Source organism: Streptomyces sp. NPDC058000, from assembly GCF_042886435.1.
Taxonomy (GTDB): Bacteria; Actinomycetota; Actinomycetes; order Streptomycetales; family Streptomycetaceae; genus Streptomyces.
In genome coordinates this window covers 58,952-76,752 of the sequence record NZ_JBHVQS010000001.1, presented here as the reverse complement: position 1 = coordinate 76,752, position 17,801 = coordinate 58,952, and the positions used below count along the sequence as shown (strand labels likewise).

Annotated in this window: 14 protein-coding genes and 1 pseudogene; 11 read left to right on the top strand and 4 right to left on the bottom strand. The window is 73.0% G+C overall.

Going from position 1 to position 17,801, the window contains the following annotated elements; translation table 11 throughout:
- Positions 1 to 127: 127 nt before the first annotated feature.
- Positions 128 to 2,449 carry a SulP family inorganic anion transporter gene (locus ACFVT2_RS00355; RefSeq protein ID WP_390010425.1) on the bottom strand — a complete coding sequence of 774 codons (2,322 nt, stop codon included), beginning with the start codon at positions 2,447 to 2,449 and terminating at the stop codon, positions 128 to 130.
- Positions 2,450 to 2,769: 320 nt separating this feature from the next.
- Between ACFVT2_RS00355 and ACFVT2_RS00350 the strand changes: the two genes are divergently transcribed.
- A complete protein-coding gene (locus ACFVT2_RS00350; protein ID WP_390010423.1) occupies positions 2,770 to 4,041 on the top strand; it encodes a hypothetical protein in 1,272 nt (423 codons plus the stop codon).
- Here ACFVT2_RS00350 and ACFVT2_RS00345 read toward each other — a convergent pair.
- Positions 4,022 to 5,008: an ATP-binding protein gene (locus ACFVT2_RS00345; protein WP_390010421.1), complete on the bottom strand. Its 987-nt coding sequence runs from the start codon at positions 5,006 to 5,008 to the stop codon at positions 4,022 to 4,024. The two genes, ACFVT2_RS00350 and ACFVT2_RS00345, sit on opposite strands and share 20 nt — an antisense overlap.
- A 101-nt stretch (positions 5,009 to 5,109) precedes the next feature.
- Between ACFVT2_RS00345 and ACFVT2_RS00340 the strand changes: the two genes are divergently transcribed.
- Positions 5,110 to 5,967, top strand: a complete 858-nt coding sequence (locus ACFVT2_RS00340; RefSeq protein WP_390010419.1) for an oxidoreductase — start codon at positions 5,110 to 5,112, stop codon at positions 5,965 to 5,967.
- 269 nt (positions 5,968 to 6,236) lie between these two features.
- Here the strand turns inward: ACFVT2_RS00340 and ACFVT2_RS00335 are convergent, their stop codons facing one another.
- Entirely contained in the window at positions 6,237 to 7,169 is a 933-nt protein-coding gene (locus ACFVT2_RS00335; protein ID WP_390010418.1) for an HAD family hydrolase, read from the bottom strand.
- A gap of 457 nt (positions 7,170 to 7,626) precedes the next feature.
- Here ACFVT2_RS00335 and ssd point away from each other — a divergent pair, with 457 nt between their 5' ends.
- The 7 genes and pseudogenes from ssd to ACFVT2_RS00300 all read left to right on the top strand — a co-directional run.
- The gene (gene ssd, locus ACFVT2_RS00330; protein WP_390010416.1) at positions 7,627 to 8,790 is read left to right on the top strand and encodes a septum site-determining protein Ssd; all 1,164 of its coding nucleotides are present in this window, start codon (positions 7,627 to 7,629) and stop codon (positions 8,788 to 8,790) included.
- A gap of 211 nt (positions 8,791 to 9,001) precedes the next feature.
- Positions 9,002 to 10,159, top strand: coding sequence for a TadA family conjugal transfer-associated ATPase (locus ACFVT2_RS00325; protein WP_390010414.1), 1,158 nt, complete (start codon positions 9,002 to 9,004; stop codon positions 10,157 to 10,159).
- Entirely contained in the window at positions 10,153 to 11,085 is a 933-nt protein-coding gene (locus ACFVT2_RS00320; RefSeq protein WP_390010412.1) for a type II secretion system F family protein, read from the top strand. Before ACFVT2_RS00325 ends, ACFVT2_RS00320 begins: the two co-directional genes overlap by 7 nt.
- Positions 11,086 to 11,101: 16 nt before the next feature.
- Complete coding sequence (locus tag ACFVT2_RS00315) at positions 11,102 to 11,962, top strand: type II secretion system F family protein (protein ID WP_390010410.1); 861 nt, start codon at positions 11,102 to 11,104, stop codon at positions 11,960 to 11,962.
- Between the two features lie 153 nt (positions 11,963 to 12,115).
- A complete protein-coding gene (locus tag ACFVT2_RS00310) occupies positions 12,116 to 12,304 on the top strand; it encodes a DUF4244 domain-containing protein (protein WP_362307194.1) in 189 nt (62 codons plus the stop codon).
- Positions 12,291 to 12,701, top strand: a complete 411-nt coding sequence (locus ACFVT2_RS00305; protein WP_390010408.1) for a TadE family type IV pilus minor pilin — start codon at positions 12,291 to 12,293, stop codon at positions 12,699 to 12,701. The genes ACFVT2_RS00310 and ACFVT2_RS00305 overlap by 14 nt, the downstream gene beginning before the upstream one ends.
- Before the next feature lie 16 nt (positions 12,702 to 12,717).
- Positions 12,718 to 12,951, top strand: a pseudogene (locus ACFVT2_RS00300) (Rv3654c family TadE-like protein); the annotation flags it as partial.
- Positions 12,952 to 13,512: 561 nt separating this feature from the next.
- Here ACFVT2_RS00300 and ACFVT2_RS00295 read toward each other — a convergent pair.
- Positions 13,513 to 15,894 carry a DEAD/DEAH box helicase gene (locus ACFVT2_RS00295; protein ID WP_390010406.1) on the bottom strand — a complete coding sequence of 794 codons (2,382 nt, stop codon included), beginning with the start codon at positions 15,892 to 15,894 and terminating at the stop codon, positions 13,513 to 13,515.
- Positions 15,895 to 16,054: 160 nt separating this feature from the next.
- On the opposite strand from ACFVT2_RS00295, the gene bldG reads away from it, so the two are divergent.
- Together bldG and ACFVT2_RS00285 are read left to right on the top strand one after the other, a co-directional pair.
- Positions 16,055 to 16,396 (top strand): anti-sigma factor antagonist BldG, encoded by a 342-nt coding sequence (gene bldG / locus ACFVT2_RS00290; protein WP_046926810.1) that lies wholly within the window; start codon positions 16,055 to 16,057, stop codon positions 16,394 to 16,396.
- Positions 16,397 to 16,505: 109 nt separating this feature from the next.
- A complete protein-coding gene (locus ACFVT2_RS00285; protein WP_390010404.1) occupies positions 16,506 to 16,943 on the top strand; it encodes an ATP-binding protein in 438 nt (145 codons plus the stop codon).
- Positions 16,944 to 17,801: the final 858 nt, after the last annotated feature.

The following is a 17,801-nucleotide window of genomic DNA, read 5'->3' as shown; positions in this document are numbered from 1 at the left end:
GTGCGATGTGTCCCGGGCCATAGCTCATCAGCCCGCGACCGACCCTGACAAGGGCTGTGGACAACTATTGGTGTAGACCTGTCCGAATCTAGCCCGTCATGGGGCCGTTCAGGTGATGCCGAGCAGGTCAGACTCCGATCGCCGGGACGTCGGCGCGCACCGCCCGGAACCGCCCGCTGGACTCGTCCAGCAGGTACGCCTGGGCCTCGGCGACGTGGAAGTACATGCCGTGCAGGGCGAGGGTGCCCTCGGCCATCCGGCGGGCGACGCACGGGTGTGCCCGCAGGTGGTCGAGCTGCTGCCGGACGTTGACCAGCGCCAGCCGCTCCTGGTCGTCGGTCACCGGCCGCTCGGCGAGGGCGACTTCGCCCCTGCCCAGCCGCCCGATCCGCGCCATACGGGCCAGACTCGGGCGGCCGTGCCGCAGCCAGCGGGTGAGCGGGGTGGCCCCGTCGGACGACGGTGGGGAACCGGCCGCGTCGAGCAGTGCCGCCATGGCGCCGCAGCCCGAGTGCCCGCAGACTGTGATCGACTCGACCCGCAGCACCTCGACCGCGTACTCGACCGCGGCGCCCACGGAGTCGCAGGAGGCGTCCGAGCCGGGCGGCGGCATCAGATTGCCGACGTTGCGCACGGTGAACAGGTCACCCGGCCCGCTGGACGTGATCATGCTCGTCACCAGCCGGGAATCGGCGCAGGTCAGGAAGAGCTGGGTGGGGCGCTGGCCCTCCCGCGCCAGCCGGGCCAGCTCCTCGCGCACCAGTGGGGCGGTGTGCCGCTGGAACGCACTGACCCCGCCCAGCAGTTGGCTGCCGCTCCGGTGGTCCGCCGTGCGGGCCGGTGCGGGCCGGGTGCAGTGGTGGTTGCGCCAGGGTGTCCACGGCCGGCAGGCGTGCGTACTGGTCGGCTCGGTGATCGGGCGGCCCGAACGGCCCCCGAGGGTCACCGATCCCCCGGTGGCCCGATGGGTGGTCGCCCAGCACTGCAGGGCCTCGTAGGCGGCGTGATCCATGAACGACCCGCACAGCTCGACGACGGCATCGGCGCCCGGTGGCACCTGCGTCAGCGCCCGGGTCACCCGGGGCACCGCCAGGAAGGTCAACTGGCCGCTGACGCGCACCCGGTGGCGGCCGGACTCCTCGGTCACCGCAACCCGGGTGTGGGTCAGCCGCCGCAGTGCCAGGAAGATCCCGACCGCGATGCCGGCCAGGACGCCCAGCAGTACGCCGAAGAGCACCACCGCGCCCAACGTGGCCGCGTACACCGGGAATTCGCGGTGCCGCTGCACATGCTTGAGGTGCGCGAAGCTGACCATCCGGACGCCGACGACCATCACCAGGGCGGCCAGTGCGGCCAGCGGGATCAGCTCCAGCACCCCGGCCAGCAGGCCCGCGCAGAACAGCACCCAGACGCCGTGCAGCACGGTCGCCCGGCGGGTGGCCGCGCCGGCCCGCACATTGGCCGAGCCGCGGATCGCGCCGCCGGACACGGGCAGGCCGCCCAGGAGGCCGGAGACGACGTTGGCCAGGCCCTGACCGGCCAGTTCGCGGTTGAGCTGGGGCCGTCCGGGGGGAGTTCCCGGCCGCTCGGCGGCCAGTCGGTCCACGGCCACCGCGGACAGCAGCGACTCCATACTGGCGACGAGGGTGACCGTCAGCACCGCCGTGAGGACGGCGGCGAGCGAGGCGTCGGGGAGTACGGGCGACTGGGGCAGTCGCCAGGACGGCAGCTCGACGCGCGGCACCGCCTTCCCCACGCCGACCGCCGTCGCGGCGAGCACCGCGGCCAGCGGCGCCGGCAGCAGCCGGGCCCACTTCCCGGCCCGGCCCGGCAGCCGTGGCCACCCGGCTAGTACGGCGACAGTGACGGCCCCGATCAGCAGCGCGGTGGTGTGCGGATGCGCCAGCTGGCCGGGCAGCGCGGCGGCGTTGTCGACGGCTGAGCTGTCGGGGCTGCCGCCGAGCACCACATGGAGCTGTCCGATGGCGATGGTGACACCGATGCCGGCGAGCATGCCGTGCACGATCGCCGGGCTGACGGCGAGCGCCGCTCGGGCCACCCGTAGTGCCCCGAGGGCGAGTTGGGTCAGTCCGGCGAGGACCGTGATCGCGCAGGTGGCGCGCCAGCCGTAGCGCTGGACGAGGTCGGCGGTGACTACTAGGAGGCCGGTGGCGGCGCCGGTCACCTGGAGCGGGGCGCCGCCCAGGAGTCCGGCGACGATCCCGCCGACCGCCGCGGCGACCAGGCCGGCCTGGAGCGGGGCGCCGGTGGCCAGGGCGATGCCCAGTGACAGTGGCACGGCCAGCAGGAAGACCACGGCCGAGGCCGAGAGGTCCCGTCGCCATGCCGCGCCGGTCTCCTTTTCGTGGGGTGCCGCCCCTGAGGGCGTCTTGGGTGCGGGCGCAAGCTCGGCCGGTGCCGGCTGCGGCGACTTCTGGATCTGCGTCATTCCCGTCTCCTCCGGGGCGGCGCGGTCGGCCTCGGGCGCGACCGCGGGGCGGCGGTGTGCTGCGGCGGGAGCGAGCCGGCCGGCGGGCGTCGCGGTGGGTGACGAGCCGGTGACTCTCAAGCATCGGTAAATGAATCGTAATGACGCGTAAAGAGAGTGAGAAGGCTTTTCGGGCATATGGCGCAGTCATTCCAACTATCGAGTGAATAAAACGACTTTCGCCGTGCCCTTTTGGTCGCCTGTCAATGGATATAGGCGAATCGTCAGGTTCGCGCTGGTAAATACCCATGGTGTCTTGTGCGCCAGGAATGAGGTGGCTGATGGCAGTCATATCGAAGTCGACAGTGCACATCGCGGCGGCGGTGGCGCTGGCGGCGATAGCCGGCTGCTCCGCGGCGACCCAGGACGGGCCCCCGCAGAGCACGGCCAAGGGGCGCGCGGCACCCGGCAAGGCCCCGACCGTCCGCCCCCTCCGCCTCATAGGCGACGGCTCCACCGCGTACACCGGGACGCAGCCCCACCAACCCCAGCCCGCCCGCCTCAAGCCGGGCGGGAGACCACCGCAGTTCGTGGTGTTCTCCTGGGACGGCGCCGGCGAGGACGGCCAGAAGCTCTTCTCCCACTTCCGCGCCGTCGGCAAGAGGTACGGCGCGACGATGACGTACTTCCTCAGCGGCGTCTACATGCTCCCCGGCGACAGGGCGGAGCTCTACGAACCGCCCGGCCACGAAACCGGCTCCTCGGCGATCGGCTTCAACGACGTCCAGGGGATCAAGGACACCGTGGCCCAGCTGCGCGGCGCCTGGGAGGACGGCAACGAGATAGGCACCCACTTCAACGGCCACTTCTGCGGCCGTAACGGAGTCGGCAGCTGGACACCGGAGGAGTGGCGCAGCGAGATCGAACAGGCCGTGTCGTTCGTCCGGAACTGGAAGACCAACTCCGGCCTCAGGAACGAGTCACCGCTCCCGTTCGACTACGCCAAGGAACTGGTCGGCGGCCGCGCCCCCTGTCTGGAGGGGCAGCGCAATCTGATACCCGCGGCCAAGGAGATGGGCTTCCGCTACGACGCCAGCTCGGCGGGCGGACTGCAGACCTGGCCGCGGAAGATCGACGGCATCTGGGACTTCCCGCTCCAGGCGATACCGTTCCCCGGCCGGGGCTTCGAGACCCTCTCGATGGACTACAACTTCCTGGCCAACCAGTCCGGCACCACCCACGGCAACCGCGCGATGCACGACACCTGGGGCCTGCAGATGCGCGACGGCATCGTGGACGCCTTCGAGCGCGCCTACCAGGGCAACCGCGCCCCACTCTTCGTCGGCGACCACTTCGAGTCCTGGAACGGCGGCACGTACATGAAGGCCGTCGAGGAGGCGATCAAGGAGATCTGCCCCCGTAGGGGCGTGCACTGCGTCAGCTTCAAGCAGTTGAGCGACTGGTTGGACGCGCAGGACCCGGAGGTGCTGGCCAGGCTCCAGGACCTGCCGGTGGGCCGGGCGCCGGAGGACGGCTGGGCGGCGTACCTCTCCGGTACCCCGGAAGCGTCCGGTCCGGCGCCGGCGGCCCGGATCATGCCGGTTGCGGGGTAGCCGTCCCCTCGAAGAGCACGAAGGCGGGGTCGACCTGGGCAGCGAGGTCGGCCCCCGTCTTCGCGTTGCCCCAGCTCTCCGCGTTCTTCAGGTGGAAGTGCACCATCTGGCGCGTGTAGCGCTCCCAGTCGCGGCGCTCGTAAGAGGTGTCGGCGGCGTCGTGCAGCGCCTCCAGGGCACGACGGTTGGCCTCCTCCAAGAGGGCGAAGGGGGCCGGGCGGCCCTTCTCCACGGCCCGCACCCAGTCGGAGTGGCCGACGCAGACCAGCAGGTCCTCGCCCACCTCGGCGCGCAGGAACGCCAGATCGTCCGCGCCCTGGACCTTGTTGCCGACGACCTTCAACGGGACGCCGAAGTCCTGCGCGTACTCCTTGTACTGGCGGTAGACCGCGACGCCCTTACGGGTCGGCTCGGCGACCAGGAAGGTCATGTCGAAACGGGTGAACATCCCGGAGGCGAAGGAGTCCGACCCGGCGGTCATGTCGACGACGACGTACTCCCCGCGGCCGTCGACGAGGTGGTTCAGGCACAGCTCGACCGCGCCGACCTTGGAGTGGTAACAGGCCACGCCGAGGTCGGACTCGGTGAACGGGCCGGTGGCCATCAGCCGCACCGCCCCGTCATCGAGGGGCACGGTCCGGGCGCAGGCGTCGTAGACCGGGTTGTCCTCGCAGATCCGCAGCAGTCGCGATCCCTCACCGGGCGGGGTCGTCTTGATCATCGTCTCGCTGGACGGGATGCGCGGGTTGCCGCCGCGCAAGTAGTCCTTGATCAACGGGAGATGAGCGCCCATCGCGGGCAGTGCGGCGGCCACCGCTTCGTCCATGCCGAGCGCGACGGCGAGGTGCTGGTTGATGTCGGCGTCCACCGCGACGACGGGGACCCGGGCCGCGGCGAGGTGCCGGATGAACAGGGAGGACAGCGTGGTCTTGCCACTGCCGCCCTTGCCTACGAAAGCGATCTTCATATTCAGCAAGCGTAGATGTGGCCAACCTCTCGGACAGTGGTTTACGTGAAGAAGACCACTCCTTCGAGGGGTCCGGCCCGGTGGTGCGTAGGGTCGTCCTCATGGCTGGAATCTCCCGGGGGACGTCCCCCGAACCTCCCCAGGTGAGCAACGACCCGCTCGCGGCCCTGGCGTCGCTCCCGGGGGTCGCGGACTCCGTGGACTCCGTCCGCAAGGCCGTCGACCGGGTCTACGGGCACCGCGTCATGCGGCGCCGCAGCATCGAGATCACCGCCGAGGCGGCGCTGCGCGGAGCCCGTGGTTCCGCGGCGCTCTCCGGGGCCGACTGGGCGCTCGAAGAGATTCGGCGGCGCACCGACTTCGGCGACGGCGGCGAGCCGCGCACGGTGGGTGCGGCGCTGCGGCTGACCGCCGAGGCGGGCCAACTGCTGAGCGTCTGGCGGCAGTCGCCGCTGCGGGTGCTGGCCCGACTCCACCTGGTCGCCGCCGGCGGTGGCGCGCCCGACGACGCCGTGGGCCGGCCGCGGCTGGGCGCCGAGCCGGTGGACGAGCCGCTGGTCGAGCTGCCGCTGCCAGATGCCGACGAGGTCGCCGGCCGGTTGGACGGGCTGTCGCGGCTCCTGTTGGCGGGCACCGCGGCGCCTGCCCTGGTGGTGGCCGCGGTGGTGCACGGGGAACTGCTGGCGCTGCGGCCCTTCGGCTCGTACAACGGGCTGGTGGCGCGGGCGGCGGAGCGGATCGTGCTGGTCGGCAGCGGTCTGGACCCGAAGTCGATCTGTCCGGCCGAGGCTGGTCACGCGGAACAGGGGAGCGCGGCCTACATGGCGGCTCTCCAGGGCTATGCCTCGGGCACTCCGGAAGGCGTGGCGGAGTGGATCGCCCACTGCGGGCGCGCGATCGAGCTGGGTGTACGGGAGAGCACGGCGGTCTGCGAGGCGCTGCAACGCGGTGCGGCGTAACGGCGCGGCACCCGGCCCTTAGACAAGGGTTGCGGCGGTACCAACCCTTCGGTACCGCCGCTGGCACGTCCGCCCAGTTACCAAGCGTGCTCGAATTGTTGCCCATCAGGTCGGATTCGTTGTCCGCTTACCTGGTGCGGCTGGCCCGTAATCGACGGGTCGGCGTCGCGTGGGTGCTCGGCATTCATGCATCGGTCCGTGGGCCACTTGATGCGTTAAGGCGTTCCTCTCGGATGTCCTTGGTCGCGCGGGCCGTTAAGTCCTTTGTACTACTCGTGGCGGGTGAGCGGAACCCCAGCTCCCAGATCTTTACGTTTGGCAGCAAATGCGGGCAATACGGCAAGCCGCTTTTTTCCGGTATTGCGGCGGCTCGCGTACCAGACCAGGGTCGCGGTGGCGGCGGCCGCGCCGATCGCGGCGACGGCGGTGATCACCGGTCGGGACGGCATCGCCAACGCGGGCAGCCGCTTCTTGAGCGGGACCGGTCGGCTGAAGGTGACCGTCGGCCAGCCGCGGGCGGTCGCCTCACGCCGCAGCGCCCGGTCCGGATTGACCGCGCAGGGGTTGCCGACGGCTTCCAGCATCGGCACGTCGGTGATCGAATCGCTGTACGCGTAGCAGCGCTGGAGGTCGTATCCCTCGGACGCGGCCAGTTCCCGGACGGCCTCCGCTTTGGTGGGCCCGTAGGCGTAATACTCCACCTCTCCGGTGAAGCGGCCGTCGTCGCCGACCACCATTCTGGTGGCCACCACCCGGTCTGCGCCCAGGAGTTCACCGATCGGCTCGACGACCTCGGCGCCGGAGGTGGAGACGATGACGACGTCCCGCCCGGCCGCGTGGTGTTCCTCAATGAGCGAGGCCGCTTCGTCATAAATGATCGGGTCGATGAGATCGTGCAGCGTTTCGGCGACGATCTCCCGCACCTGGGCCACATCCCAGCCGCGGCACAGCGACGAGAGATATTCGCGCATCCGCTCCATCTGGTCGTGATCGGCACCGCCCGCGAGGAACACGAACTGGGCGTACGCGGTGCGCAGTACGGCCCGCCGATTGATCAGGCCACCTTGGTAGAAGGACTTGCTGAAGGTCAGCGTGCTCGACTTTGCAATGACGGTCTTGTCCAAGTCGAAGAACGCGGCAGTACGGGGAGTCGAGTGAGGCACGGAGTGGTTTTCCACGGGGCGAGCATAGGCGCCCACCATTCGGCGTAAGGTGCGGCGCGTGGGTTTGCCTGAGAAGGCTCTCGGGTACACCATGGAAGTCACGGATCGTTCGCGACCGTGCTAACCCGGTCCGGCTCCTCCCCCCCCGAGTCGGCCGTGGGGACGACCCCCGCTCTCCCCCCCGGCGGGGGTCGTCGCATGTCCGGACGCTTTTTCTGCCGTGAACCCTTGATTCGCCTGGATTCCGCGCGCTGTTGGCGCGCGCTTCTGTCATGCATATGCCATCACGCAGGGTAGTCGTCGGGCTGCTCTGCGGAGGCTTCTCATGCGCCCCAGAAGTGGCCGTTCGTCGCTGGAATAGGTGACGGGGATATTCACAACCGCGGAGTTGTCCACAGTTTTGGGTCAAGATCCACAGAGATTTCCCGATCGCTGCACCGTAAAAGTCCGCGAAGTTCGCGGAAGCGCGAGTTGCGTAGCGATAGGGGGACAGAACGTGTCCGGATCATCTACTTCAGACCAGCTGGTGCGAAGCGGTGAAGAGCGGGACGGGCCGCTGCTGGTCACCGAGGACGAAGAGCTCCTCGACGACCTCCTGCGGTTGTGCGCGGCGGCAGGCGCGCTGCCCGAAGTGACGCATCGCCCACCCCTTCGCACGGAGGAGTGGGAATCGGCGCCGCTGGTGGTCGTCGGCGCGGACTGCGCCGGCCGGCTGTCCGGTACCGGGCGCCGTGCGGGCGTCGTCATCGTCGGCCGGGACGCGGACGACGTCGCCGTGTTGCGCCAGGCCGTGGCAGTCGGGGCGGAGCGGGTGCTGGCCCTTCCCGACGGCGAGCGCTGGCTGGTGGACCGGATCGCCGACGCGGTCGAGGGGGCGGGGCCGCCGGCCCTGACGGTCGGGGTGATCGGCGGACGCGGCGGCGCCGGGGCGAGCACCCTCGCGGCCGCATTGGCCGTCACCGCCGCCCGTACGGGGGAGCGCACCCTGCTCGTGGACGGCGATCCCCTGGGTGGTGGGCTCGACGTCCTGCTCGGCGGGGAGCAGGAGAAGGGGCTGCGGTGGCCGGCCTTCGCCGAGTCGCGGGGGCGGGTGGCGGGCGGAGCGCTCGCCGAGTCGCTGCCCCGGCTGCACTCCTTACGGGTGCTGAGCTGGGACCGGGGAGCGGAGGTGGTCATCCCGCCACCGGCCATGCGGGCGGTCCTGGCCGCGGCCCGGCGGCGCGGCGGCGTGGTGGTCGTGGATCTGCCGCGCCGGGTGGACGGGACGGTGGCCGAAGCCCTGGCACAGGTGGACGTCGGGCTGCTGCTCGTCCCGGCGGAGCTGCGGGCGGTGGCGGCGGCCCGTCGGGTGGCCGACGGGGTGCGGGTGGAGCTGCGTGATGTCCGGGTGGTGGCCTGTGGACATCCCGGACCGGGGTGCGGCGGCGGGCCGACGGTGGAGGAGATCGCGCGCCTGGTGGGACTGCCGTTGGCGGGTGAACTCCCGTGGGAGGCGGGGCTGCCGGAAGACCTGGCGCGGGGGCGGGTGCCCGGAGCGCGGGTGCGGGGGCCGTTGGCGCGGTTCTGTGCGGGGTTCTGGGAACGGGCCCGGGCCGGTGCGGTGGAAGCCGGGGGCGTGGGTCGCGGGGGCGAGTTGGAGCCGGGGGGTGCGTCGGAATGAGGCGGCGGCTGAGGGGAGCGCTGTGGTGTCGGGGCCGGGTGGCTGGAGCCGGCGGCGGGGCGGCCGCGGGCCGGTGCGGTCCACGGTTCGGTGACTGGTGGCGGGACGGGCTGCTGTGCGGGGCGGGGTGGTGGTCCCGTAGGAGCTGCGGTGGCGTCGGGCCCGTTGGGGGCGTGTGGGGCGGAGTGGCCGCCGGGGGTGGTGGTGCCGGATGAGTCGGGAACTGTTGGACGTGGTGCGCCGGCGGCTCGCCGAGGCCGGGGCGGAGCCGACGCCGGCCCGGGTGGCGGTGGCGCTGCGCGAGGAGGGGCGGCTCCTCGGGGACGCCGAAGTGCTGGGCGTGGTGGGCGCGTTGCGTTCGGAAATGATCGGCAGTGGGCCGCTGGAGCCGCTGCTGGCCGCGCCCGAGGTGACGGATGTGCTGGTGACCGCGCCGGACGCGGTGTGGGTGGACCGGGGCGGTGGACTGGAGCGTACCGACGTCCGCTTCCGGGACGCGGCCGAGGTGCGCAGACTGGCCCAGCGGTTGGCGGCGGTCGCCGGACGGCGGTTGGACGACGCCCGGCCGTGGGTGGACGCCCGGCTTCCGGACGGTACGCGGCTGCACGCCGTGCTGCCCCCGGTGGCGGTCGCCGGGACGTGCCTGTCCTTACGGGTGCTGCGGCCCCGGGCCTTCGCGCTCCCGGAGTTGGTGGCGGCGGGGACGGTTCCGCCGGGCGGCGACGGCTTGCTCCGGGCGCTGTTGGCCGCCCGGCTGTCGTTCCTGGTCAGCGGCGGTACGGGCTCGGGAAAGACCACGTTGCTCAGCACGTTGCTCGGGCTGGTCGGTCCGGCCGAGCGGATCGTGCTGGCCGAGGACTCGGCGGAGCTGCGGCCGGACCACCCCCATGTGGTGCGGCTGGAGACCAGGCCCGCCAATCAGGAGGGCGCCGGTCGGGTGACCCTGCGGGACCTCGTGCGGCAGGCGCTGCGGATGCGGCCGGACCGGCTGGTGGTCGGCGAGGTGCGCGGCGCCGAGGTCACGGACCTGCTGGCGGCGCTCAATACGGGCCACGAAGGGGGCTCGGGCACGGTCCATGCCAATGCCGCGTGCGATGTGCCGGCCCGTCTGGAGGCGTTGGGGAGCACCGCCGGGCTGGATCGGGCGGCCCTGCACAGCCAGTTGGCGGCCGCGCTGTCCGTAGTGCTGCACCTCGTGCGGGACCGGGCCGGACGGCGGCGGATCGCCGAGATCCACGTCCTGGAGCGGGACCGTGACGGCTTCGTGGTGACCGTTCCGGCGGCGGTGTGGAGCCCGCGGGGATTCCAGGAGGCGCGCGGCTGGGGGCGGTTGGCGCGGCTGTGCGAAAGGGGTGGTGAGGGGTGCTGAGGGACGGGGCGGGGCTGGCCGCGCTCGTGGTCGCGGTGGGGTGCGCGGTGGTGCTGGTGCGGTGGCTGCGGCGCGGCCGTGCCCTGCGGCGGCGGATGGCTGCGGTCCTGGGGGACGCGGGTGCGGCGTCCGCTGCGGCGGGGCGGCCGGTCCGGGGGCGTAGTGCGGTGCTTTGGGAGTGGTGCGTCGGGCGGGCGGCCGGCGGCGAGGAGGGGCGGCGGTGGCGGCTGGGGCGCCGGTACGAAGTCGGTGCGGAGCTCTGGTGTCTGCCGGCCGGGATCGTGCTGGGGCTGCTGGGGCGGTCGGTGCTGCCGGTGGTGGCCTCGGTGGCGGCCCTGGTCGCCGTGCGGCGGTGGCTGGCCGGGCGGGCGCGGCAGCGGGCGGCGGACCGGCGGGCGGCGGCGGTGACCGGGTTCTGCGGGGCGGTGGCGGGGGAGCTGCGGGCCGGCCGGCAGCCGGATCGGGCGCTGGTCGCGGCCGGGGCGCCGGGGCTGGGGGAGGCGGGGCCCGCGGTGCTGGCGGCGGCGCGGTACGGCGGGGACGTCCCCGGGGCGCTGCGGGCGGCGGCGCGGCAGCCCGGTGCCGAGGGGCTGACCGGGGCGGCGGCGTGCTGGCAGGTGGCGGTGGAGGGCGGTGCGGGGCTCGCCCGCGGGCTGGAGCGGATCGCGGCCGGGCTCGCCGCGGAACGGGATCAACGGGAGGAGCTGCAAGCCCAGTTGGCCGGGCCGCGGGCCACCGCCTCGGTACTCGCGCTGCTGCCGGTGGGCGGGCTCCTGATGGGCGGTGCGCTCGGGGCCGATCCACTCGGGGTGCTGCTGCATACCCCGGCGGGCTGGGGCTGCCTGGCCGTCGGCGGGCTTCTGGAGTGGGGCGGGGTGGTCTGGACGGCCCGGATCGTCGCCGATGCGGCGGCGGTGCGGAAATGAGGGGGAGGTGGGTGTGGTGAGCCCGGAAGTTGTCCACAGGGTGGGGATGGCGGTGCTGGCCGTCGCGAGCGCGCTGTGCGCGGGGGCGCTGGTGCGGCTGGTGCGTGCGGAGCGCGCCGTGCGGCGGCGGGTGCCGGTCGTGTTGGAGGGGGCGGCAAGCGGCCTGTACGGCGACCAGAAGGGCGGGCGCACGCGGCTGCGGTGGATCGTCCGGGGCTGGCGGCGGAGGCGCGGAGCGGCCCGGGAGGGCGCCCGGCGGGACGGCTGGCTGAGGGAGTGGGCCGGGCCCCTGGGGGCGGCCGGATGCGTGGCCGTCCTCGTGGGCGGCGTCACCGGGGTGCTGGTGGGGTTCGCCGTCGGCTGGGGTGCGTACCGCTGGCTGAGGTGGCAGCGGGCCGCGGCGGCCGGCCGGGCCGCGACCGCGCGGGTGGCCGCCGAACTCGCCCCGGCCGGCGATCTGCTGGCGGCCTGTCTGGCGGCCGGGGCCGGGCCGCGGGAGGCGGCCGAGGCGGTGGGCCGGTCGTTGGAGGGGACGGTCGCCGAGCGGTTGCGCCACATCGCGGCGGAACTGCGCCTGGGTGGCGAACCGGCCGCGGTATGGCCGCGGCTGGCGGAGCTCCCCGGAGCCGAGGCGCTGGCGCGCTGCATGGAGCGCGCGGGGATATCAGGTGCCCCGGCCGTCGAGCCGGCCTCCCGGATCGCGGCCGAACTGCGCGCCCAGTGGGGCCGGGCCGCGGCCGCGCGGGCCCGGCGGGCGGGGGTGCTGGTCACCCTCCCGCTGTCGGGGTGCTTCCTGCCGGCCTTCCTGGCGCTCGGGGTGGCACCGGTGCTGATCGGGCTGGCGGGCGGACTGCTGGGGGGTGACGGAATGGGATGACGCGGTGGCGCGCCGACCCGATCGGTTCGGCGCGCGAGAACCGCATCGGACGAGGCCGGAGCCCGACCTCAGCACAGGGCTGCACGGGGTTCCACAGGCTTCACAAGTTCACGGATGCACAGGCGAATTCAGGAGATTCCAAGGAGGCAGGAGATGTTCCGTCGATGGTGGGCGCGGGTGCGCGCGGCCGGAGTGGACCGCGGGATGAGCACCGCGGAGTACGCGGTGGGGACGTTGGCGGCGTGCGCGTTCGCGGCGGTGCTCTACAAGCTCGTGACGAGTGGACCGGTGGCCGCGGCGCTGCGGTCCGTGCTCCAGAGGGCGCTCGATGTGCCGTTCTGAGGGCCGTGGGCGGGCCCGTGCCGCGCCGGCCGGTGCGGGGCCGCCCGGCGGGCGCGCGCTGCGGGACGCCGGGTTCGTGACGGCGGAGGCGGCGGTGGTGCTGCCGGTGTTGGTGGCGGTCGCCGCGGCGCTGATCTGGGGGCTGCTGGCCGCCTGCGCCCGGATCGCCTGTGTGGACGCCGCACGGGCCGCCGCCCGTGCGGCCGCACGGCAGGAGTCGCCGGCGCAGGTGCTCGTCGCGGCCCGCGGGGCGGCTCCCAGGGGCGCGCGGATCGTGGTCTCGCGCGAGGGCGACCTGGTGCGCGTACGGGTCGAGGCCGCGCTGCCCGGGGCGGGCCGGCTGCCGGTACGAGTCAGGGGAGAGGCGGTGGCCCTTGCGGAGGAAACGGTGCGGTGATGCGGGCTCCGCCACGGTGTGGACGGTCTTCGCGGCGGCGGCCCTGTGCGCGGTCTTCGCCGCGCTGATGGCCGTCGGGCAGGCGGTCGCCGCCCGGCACCGGGCGGGTGCGGCGGCGGACCTGGCGGCGCTGGCAGCTGCGGACCAGGCCCTCCGGGGCCCGGCGGCGGCCTGCGCCACGGCGCGCCGGGTGGCCGCCGGGCAGCACACCCGTGTGGTGCGCTGTTCGGTGGCCGAGCTGATCGCCGACGTCACGGTCGAGGCCGGCGGCGGCCCGATCACCTCGCGGGTACGGTCCCGGGCGGGCCCCACCACGGGCGCGCCGGACACCGGGGCGGTGGCGGACCTGGCGGCGCTGGCAGCGGGGGGCGACCCGGCAGGGGAGGGCGGTCCGGCAGTGGCCGCCTGGGCAGTCGCGGGCATCGGGACAGCCGCGGGCGCCGGAGCGGTGCAGGGCACTGGCCCGGCCGTGGACGCCGGGCCCGTATCGGGCGCGGACGCCGGGCCCGCACCGGCTGTCTGGGCCGGGCCGTGGCGCGGTCGTCGGGCGCTGCCCGGAGCTCCCGGCCCAGCGCGACCGCGCGGCGCGGTTTGCCAGCCCCCGCCTGCCGGTCATCCCCTCGGGCGCCTGGTCGCCGCACCGTGTGGTGGTGCCGGAACGCTTCGTACGGGAACCGCCGCCCGGCGTACCGGGAGCACGCCCCTGGGGGCACGCCCTCAGGGGGCGCTGGGCGTGCCTCCGCCCAGGTTCAGCCGGGGGAAGGCACCCGGACCGGCCCCCGGGCGGACGTCGGGAGTTCGACCACCGGGGCTAGTTGCCCGGTATGTGGCCCTGGCCGTCCGGCGCCCCGCGGAGCAGTTCTTCCAGGAGTCGGATGGCGCCCCGTTTGTGGAGCGGGTCGTTGCCGTTGCCGCACTTGGGGGACTGGATGCAGGACGGGCAGCCGGCCTCGCACTCGCAGGCGGCGATGGCGCTGCGGGTGGCGGCGAGCCAGTCGGCGGCCGTGTGGAAGGCGCGTTCGGCGAAGCCAGCGCCGCCGGGGTGGCCGTCGTAGACGAAGACCGTCGGCAGCAAGGTGTCCGGGTGCAGAGGGACGGAGACGCCGCCGATGTCCCAGCGGTCGCAGGTGGCGAAGAGCGGCAGCATCCCGATGGAGGCGTGTTCGGCGGCGTGCAGGGCACCGCCCAGCTGCTGCGGGTTGACCCGGGCGGCGTCGAGCTGGTCCTCGGTGACCGTCCACCACACCGCGCGGGTGCGCAGCGTACGGGGCGGCAGGTCGAGCTTGGTCTCGCCCAGGACCTCCCCGGTGATCAGTTTGCGGCGCAGGAAGGAGACGACCTGATTGGTGACCTCCACGGAGCCGAAGCACAGTCGGGCGTCACCCCAGGGGACCTCGGTGTCGGTCTCCAGGATGGAGATCGCGGTGGTGTCCCGGGCGGTCGTGGAATACGGCGGATTGGCCTCCTCCACGAGGGCGACGTCATCCGCCAGGTCCAGGTGCCGGACGAGATAGCTGCGGCCCTGATGGAGGTGGACCGCCCCGTCGTGGACGGTGGTGTGCGCCGCCGCGGCGTCGACGGTGCCCAGCAGCCGCCCGGTGCCGACCTCGACGACCTGAACGGGCGAGCCGCCCTGGCCGCGGATGTCGGTGAGGTCGGCGGCCCGCTCGCGGCGCGTCCAGTACCAGGCGGTGGTCCGCCGGCGGAGCAGGTTCGCGGCCTCCAGCTGGGGCAGCAGCCCGGCGGCCTCCGGGCCGAAGAGCGGGAAGTCGGCCTCGGTGAGCGGCAGTTCGGAGGCGGCCGCGCAGAGGTGCGGGGCGAGCACGTACGGGTTGTCCGGGTCGAGCACGGTCGACTCGACGGGTTGGTCGAACAGCGCCTCGGGATGGTGGACGAGATAGGTGTCCAGGGGGTCGTCGCGAGCCACCAGTACGGCCAGTGCGCCCTGCCCGGCGCGGCCCGCCCGGCCGGCCTGCTGCCACAGGGAGGCGCGGGTGCCGGGATAGCCCGCGATGATCACGGCGTCGAGGCCGGAGACGTCCACGCCCAGTTCCAGGGCGGTGGTGGCGGCCAGCCCGAGAAGCTCGCCGCTGTGCAGGGCGCGTTCGAGGGCCCGGCGCTCCTCGGGCAGATAGCCGCCCCGGTAGGCGGCGATCCGGCCGGGCAGCGAGCGGTCCACGTCCGCGAGCCGCTCCTGTGCGATCAGGGCGATCAGTTCGGCACCGCGCCGGGAGCGGACGAAGGCGACCGTCCGCACGCCCTGGACGGCGAGGTCGGTGAGCAGGTCGGCGGTCTCGGCGGTCGCGGTGCGGCGGACCGGCGCGCCCTGCTCGCCGTGGAGTTCGGTCAGCGGCGGTTCCCACAGCGCGAAGACCAACTCGCCGCGCGGCGAGGTGTCCTGGGTGATCTCGGCCACCGGGAGCCCGGTGAGCCGGGACGCGGCCTGGGCCGGCTCCGCGGCGGTGGCGGAGGCCAGCAGGAAGACCGGTTCGGCGCCGTAGCGGGCGCAGACCCGGCGCAGCCGGCGGATCACCTGTGCGACGTGGGAGCCGAAGACGCCGCGGTAGGTGTGGCATTCGTCGATGACGACGTAGCGCAGCGCGCGCAGGAAGGAGGACCAACGGGGGTGTGCCGGGAGGATGCCGCGGTGCAGCATGTCCGGGTTGGTCAGCACGTAATTGGCGTACTGGCGGACCCACTCGCGTTCCTCGACCGGGGTGTCACCGTCGTAGACGGCGGGCCGGACGGCCGTGCCGAGCGGGGCGGCCAGTTCGCGCACGGCGCGCCGCTGGTCGGCCGCCAGGGCCTTGGTGGGCGCCAGGTACAGGGCCGTGGCCCCCCGACCGTTGGGCGCCTCGGAGCCGTCCAGGAGGGTGGAGAGCACGGGCGCCAGGTACGCCAGTGACTTGCCGGAGGCGGTGCCGGTGGCTACCACGACCGATTCGCCGCGCAGTGCGTGTTCGGACGTCCGTGCCTGGTGGGCCCAGGGGCGCTCGATTCCGGCCGAACGGATGGCGTCGACCACTTCCGGCCGGATCCGTGCCGGCCAGTCGGCATGGGTGCCGATGCGCGGGGGCAAGTGCTCCGTATGAGTGATGCGCGCAGCGCGGGTCGCGCCCCGGGCGAGACGGTCGAGAATCATGCCTGGGGAAGTGCGCGCGCCAGGATCCGGCGGGAGTCGATTGGAGGCCATCGGCACCGAGTGTGTCACCGGTGTGACGGACAATGCTCACAAGGCGTCGTGCACGCCTGCTGGTAAGTGATTGAATGCCATGGCGGCTGCCGATCCGCCCCTACCTCGGTGGGGAGGCCCCAGGGGGGCGACCGCTCGATAGCAAGGTGCTGGAGGATCCGTGGACCTGTCCCTGTCGACCCGGACCGTTGGCGACCGTACGGTCGTCGAGGTCGGTGGCGAGATTGATGTATACACCGCGCCCAAGCTGCGGGAGCAGCTGGTCGAGCTTGTGAACGACGGAAGCTACCACCTCGTGGTGGACATGGAACGTGTCGACTTCCTGGACTCCACAGGGCTCGGCGTCCTGGTCGGTGGACTTAAGCGGGTGCGTGCCCATGAGGGCTCGCTGCGCCTGGTCTGCAACCAGGAGCGCATTCTCAAGATCTTCCGTATCACCGGTCTGACCAAGGTGTTCCCGATCCACACCTCGGTCGACGAAGCCGTCTCAGCCACTGACTGACGGTTCGCCGGTCCCCCGCGCCCAGGGCGCGGGGGTGGAAGGAGTGGGGGGTACCGGACGCATCTGTCCGGCCCCCCGCGTTGCACGCCCGCATCACGAGGGGGATGGCATGGCCACCGTCGAACTTCGCTTCAGCGCCCTTCCCGAGCACGTCCGGACCGCGCGTCTGGTCGCGGCTGCCGTGGCACGGCGTGCGGGGGTGGATGAAGCCGTGCTGGACGAGGTGCGGCTCGCCGTGGGCGAGGCGTGCAGCCGAGCCGTGGGGCTGCACGAAAGTCACGGCATCACGGCGCCGGTGCGGGTGGTGCTGGTCGAGGACGAGAAGAAGTTCTCGATCGAGGTGGGTGACGAGGTTCCCGGCTCCGGCGGGGCCGCCGCGGGCGGTGCCGACGCCGAGGGTGTCGGGGAGAACGACGCCGAGGGCGAGGACGAGATGGGCCTCGCGGTCATCAGCGGGTTGGTCGACGACGTCGAGGTGACCTCTGGTGAGAACGGCGGGCGGATCCGGATGAGCTGGCCCGCACACCCGGCTCCGGTCCTGCCGTAGGGGCCGTCGAGCAGAGGGCGGGACGGCGGCCGGCCGATCCTCGTCCGTAGTGGGTGGGACACCCATCGTTGGGCGTGCGGCTCGGCCTGCGGGCGGGCCCGGGGCGTCGGTGTTTCAGCCTGCGGTTCCGAGTTCACCTGGGGCTCTGCGTTCGTGTGTGCCCGAGCCCTGAGTGTCTCCGTGCCCGTGTGTACCTGAGTTCCTGAGTGCCTCCGCATCTGCGTGCACCCGAGCTCCTGAGTGCCTCCGTGTCCGCGTGCCCGGCTTTCGGGTTCTTTTGTGTCTCTGCGGCCTGTGGCCTGTGGCCGGTGGCCCGGCGCTCTGCGGTCCCGTGTTCCCGTAGGCCCGCGGTCCCGCGTTGCTGTTGCTGGGCCCGGTCGCCCGTGATCCGTGGTCGGGGCCGTGTCGCCTGCCATCGTGTGCCCTGATGCCCTGATGCCCTGATGCCCTGATGCCGAGGTGGTCCCGGTGGCTCGTGGTCAGGTGGCTTGTGCAGGGCCGTCCGCGCCGTTGTGGGCGACGTGATCCGGTCGGGATCTGACGAGGCGTCATGGGGTTGTCGGGGGCCGTGGAAGGGGGCGGAGGGGGTTGCGTGGCGGCTTCGGGTGGGCGGTGGGCGGCTCAATTCCCTCCGGTTTCACGGCGGTCACGGCCGGCGCGGACTGTCGCACGAGGTCTTTGAGCAGCGGGATCAGTGGGCGGATCAATACTAAGGAGAGATCATCGGTCAGGAGTCAGCGAATTCTTGGGTTTACCTCGTCCGGGCGAATTCGTTGAACCGTCGGCCTTTTGATCTTCGCCGGGATCAGGCGAATTCCCTTTGAGGCGCACTGTTTTGATCAACCGTGGCTCCCTACA

Excerpts from the sequence above, each read along its gene's own strand:
- ACFVT2_RS00350 (WP_390010423.1), top strand. The coding sequence starts at position 2,770 with ATGGCAGTCATATCGAAGTCGACAGTGCACATCGCGGCGGCGGTGGCG.
- ACFVT2_RS00285 (WP_390010404.1), top strand. The coding sequence starts at position 16,506 with ATGGCCACCGTCGAACTTCGCTTCAGCGCCCTTCCCGAGCACGTCCGG.
- ACFVT2_RS00355 (WP_390010425.1), bottom strand. The coding sequence starts at position 2,449 with ATGACGCAGATCCAGAAGTCGCCGCAGCCGGCACCGGCCGAGCTTGCG.
- ACFVT2_RS00340 (WP_390010419.1), top strand. The coding sequence starts at position 5,110 with ATGGCTGGAATCTCCCGGGGGACGTCCCCCGAACCTCCCCAGGTGAGC.
- ACFVT2_RS00295 (WP_390010406.1), bottom strand. The coding sequence starts at position 15,894 with ATGGCCTCCAATCGACTCCCGCCGGATCCTGGCGCGCGCACTTCCCCA.
- ACFVT2_RS00325 (WP_390010414.1), top strand. The coding sequence starts at position 9,002 with ATGAGTCGGGAACTGTTGGACGTGGTGCGCCGGCGGCTCGCCGAGGCC.
- ACFVT2_RS00345 (WP_390010421.1), bottom strand. The coding sequence starts at position 5,008 with ATGAAGATCGCTTTCGTAGGCAAGGGCGGCAGTGGCAAGACCACGCTG.
- ACFVT2_RS00310 (WP_362307194.1), top strand. The coding sequence starts at position 12,116 with ATGTTCCGTCGATGGTGGGCGCGGGTGCGCGCGGCCGGAGTGGACCGC.
- ACFVT2_RS00305 (WP_390010408.1), top strand. The coding sequence starts at position 12,291 with ATGTGCCGTTCTGAGGGCCGTGGGCGGGCCCGTGCCGCGCCGGCCGGT.
- ACFVT2_RS00335 (WP_390010418.1), bottom strand. The coding sequence starts at position 7,169 with ATGGTGGGCGCCTATGCTCGCCCCGTGGAAAACCACTCCGTGCCTCAC.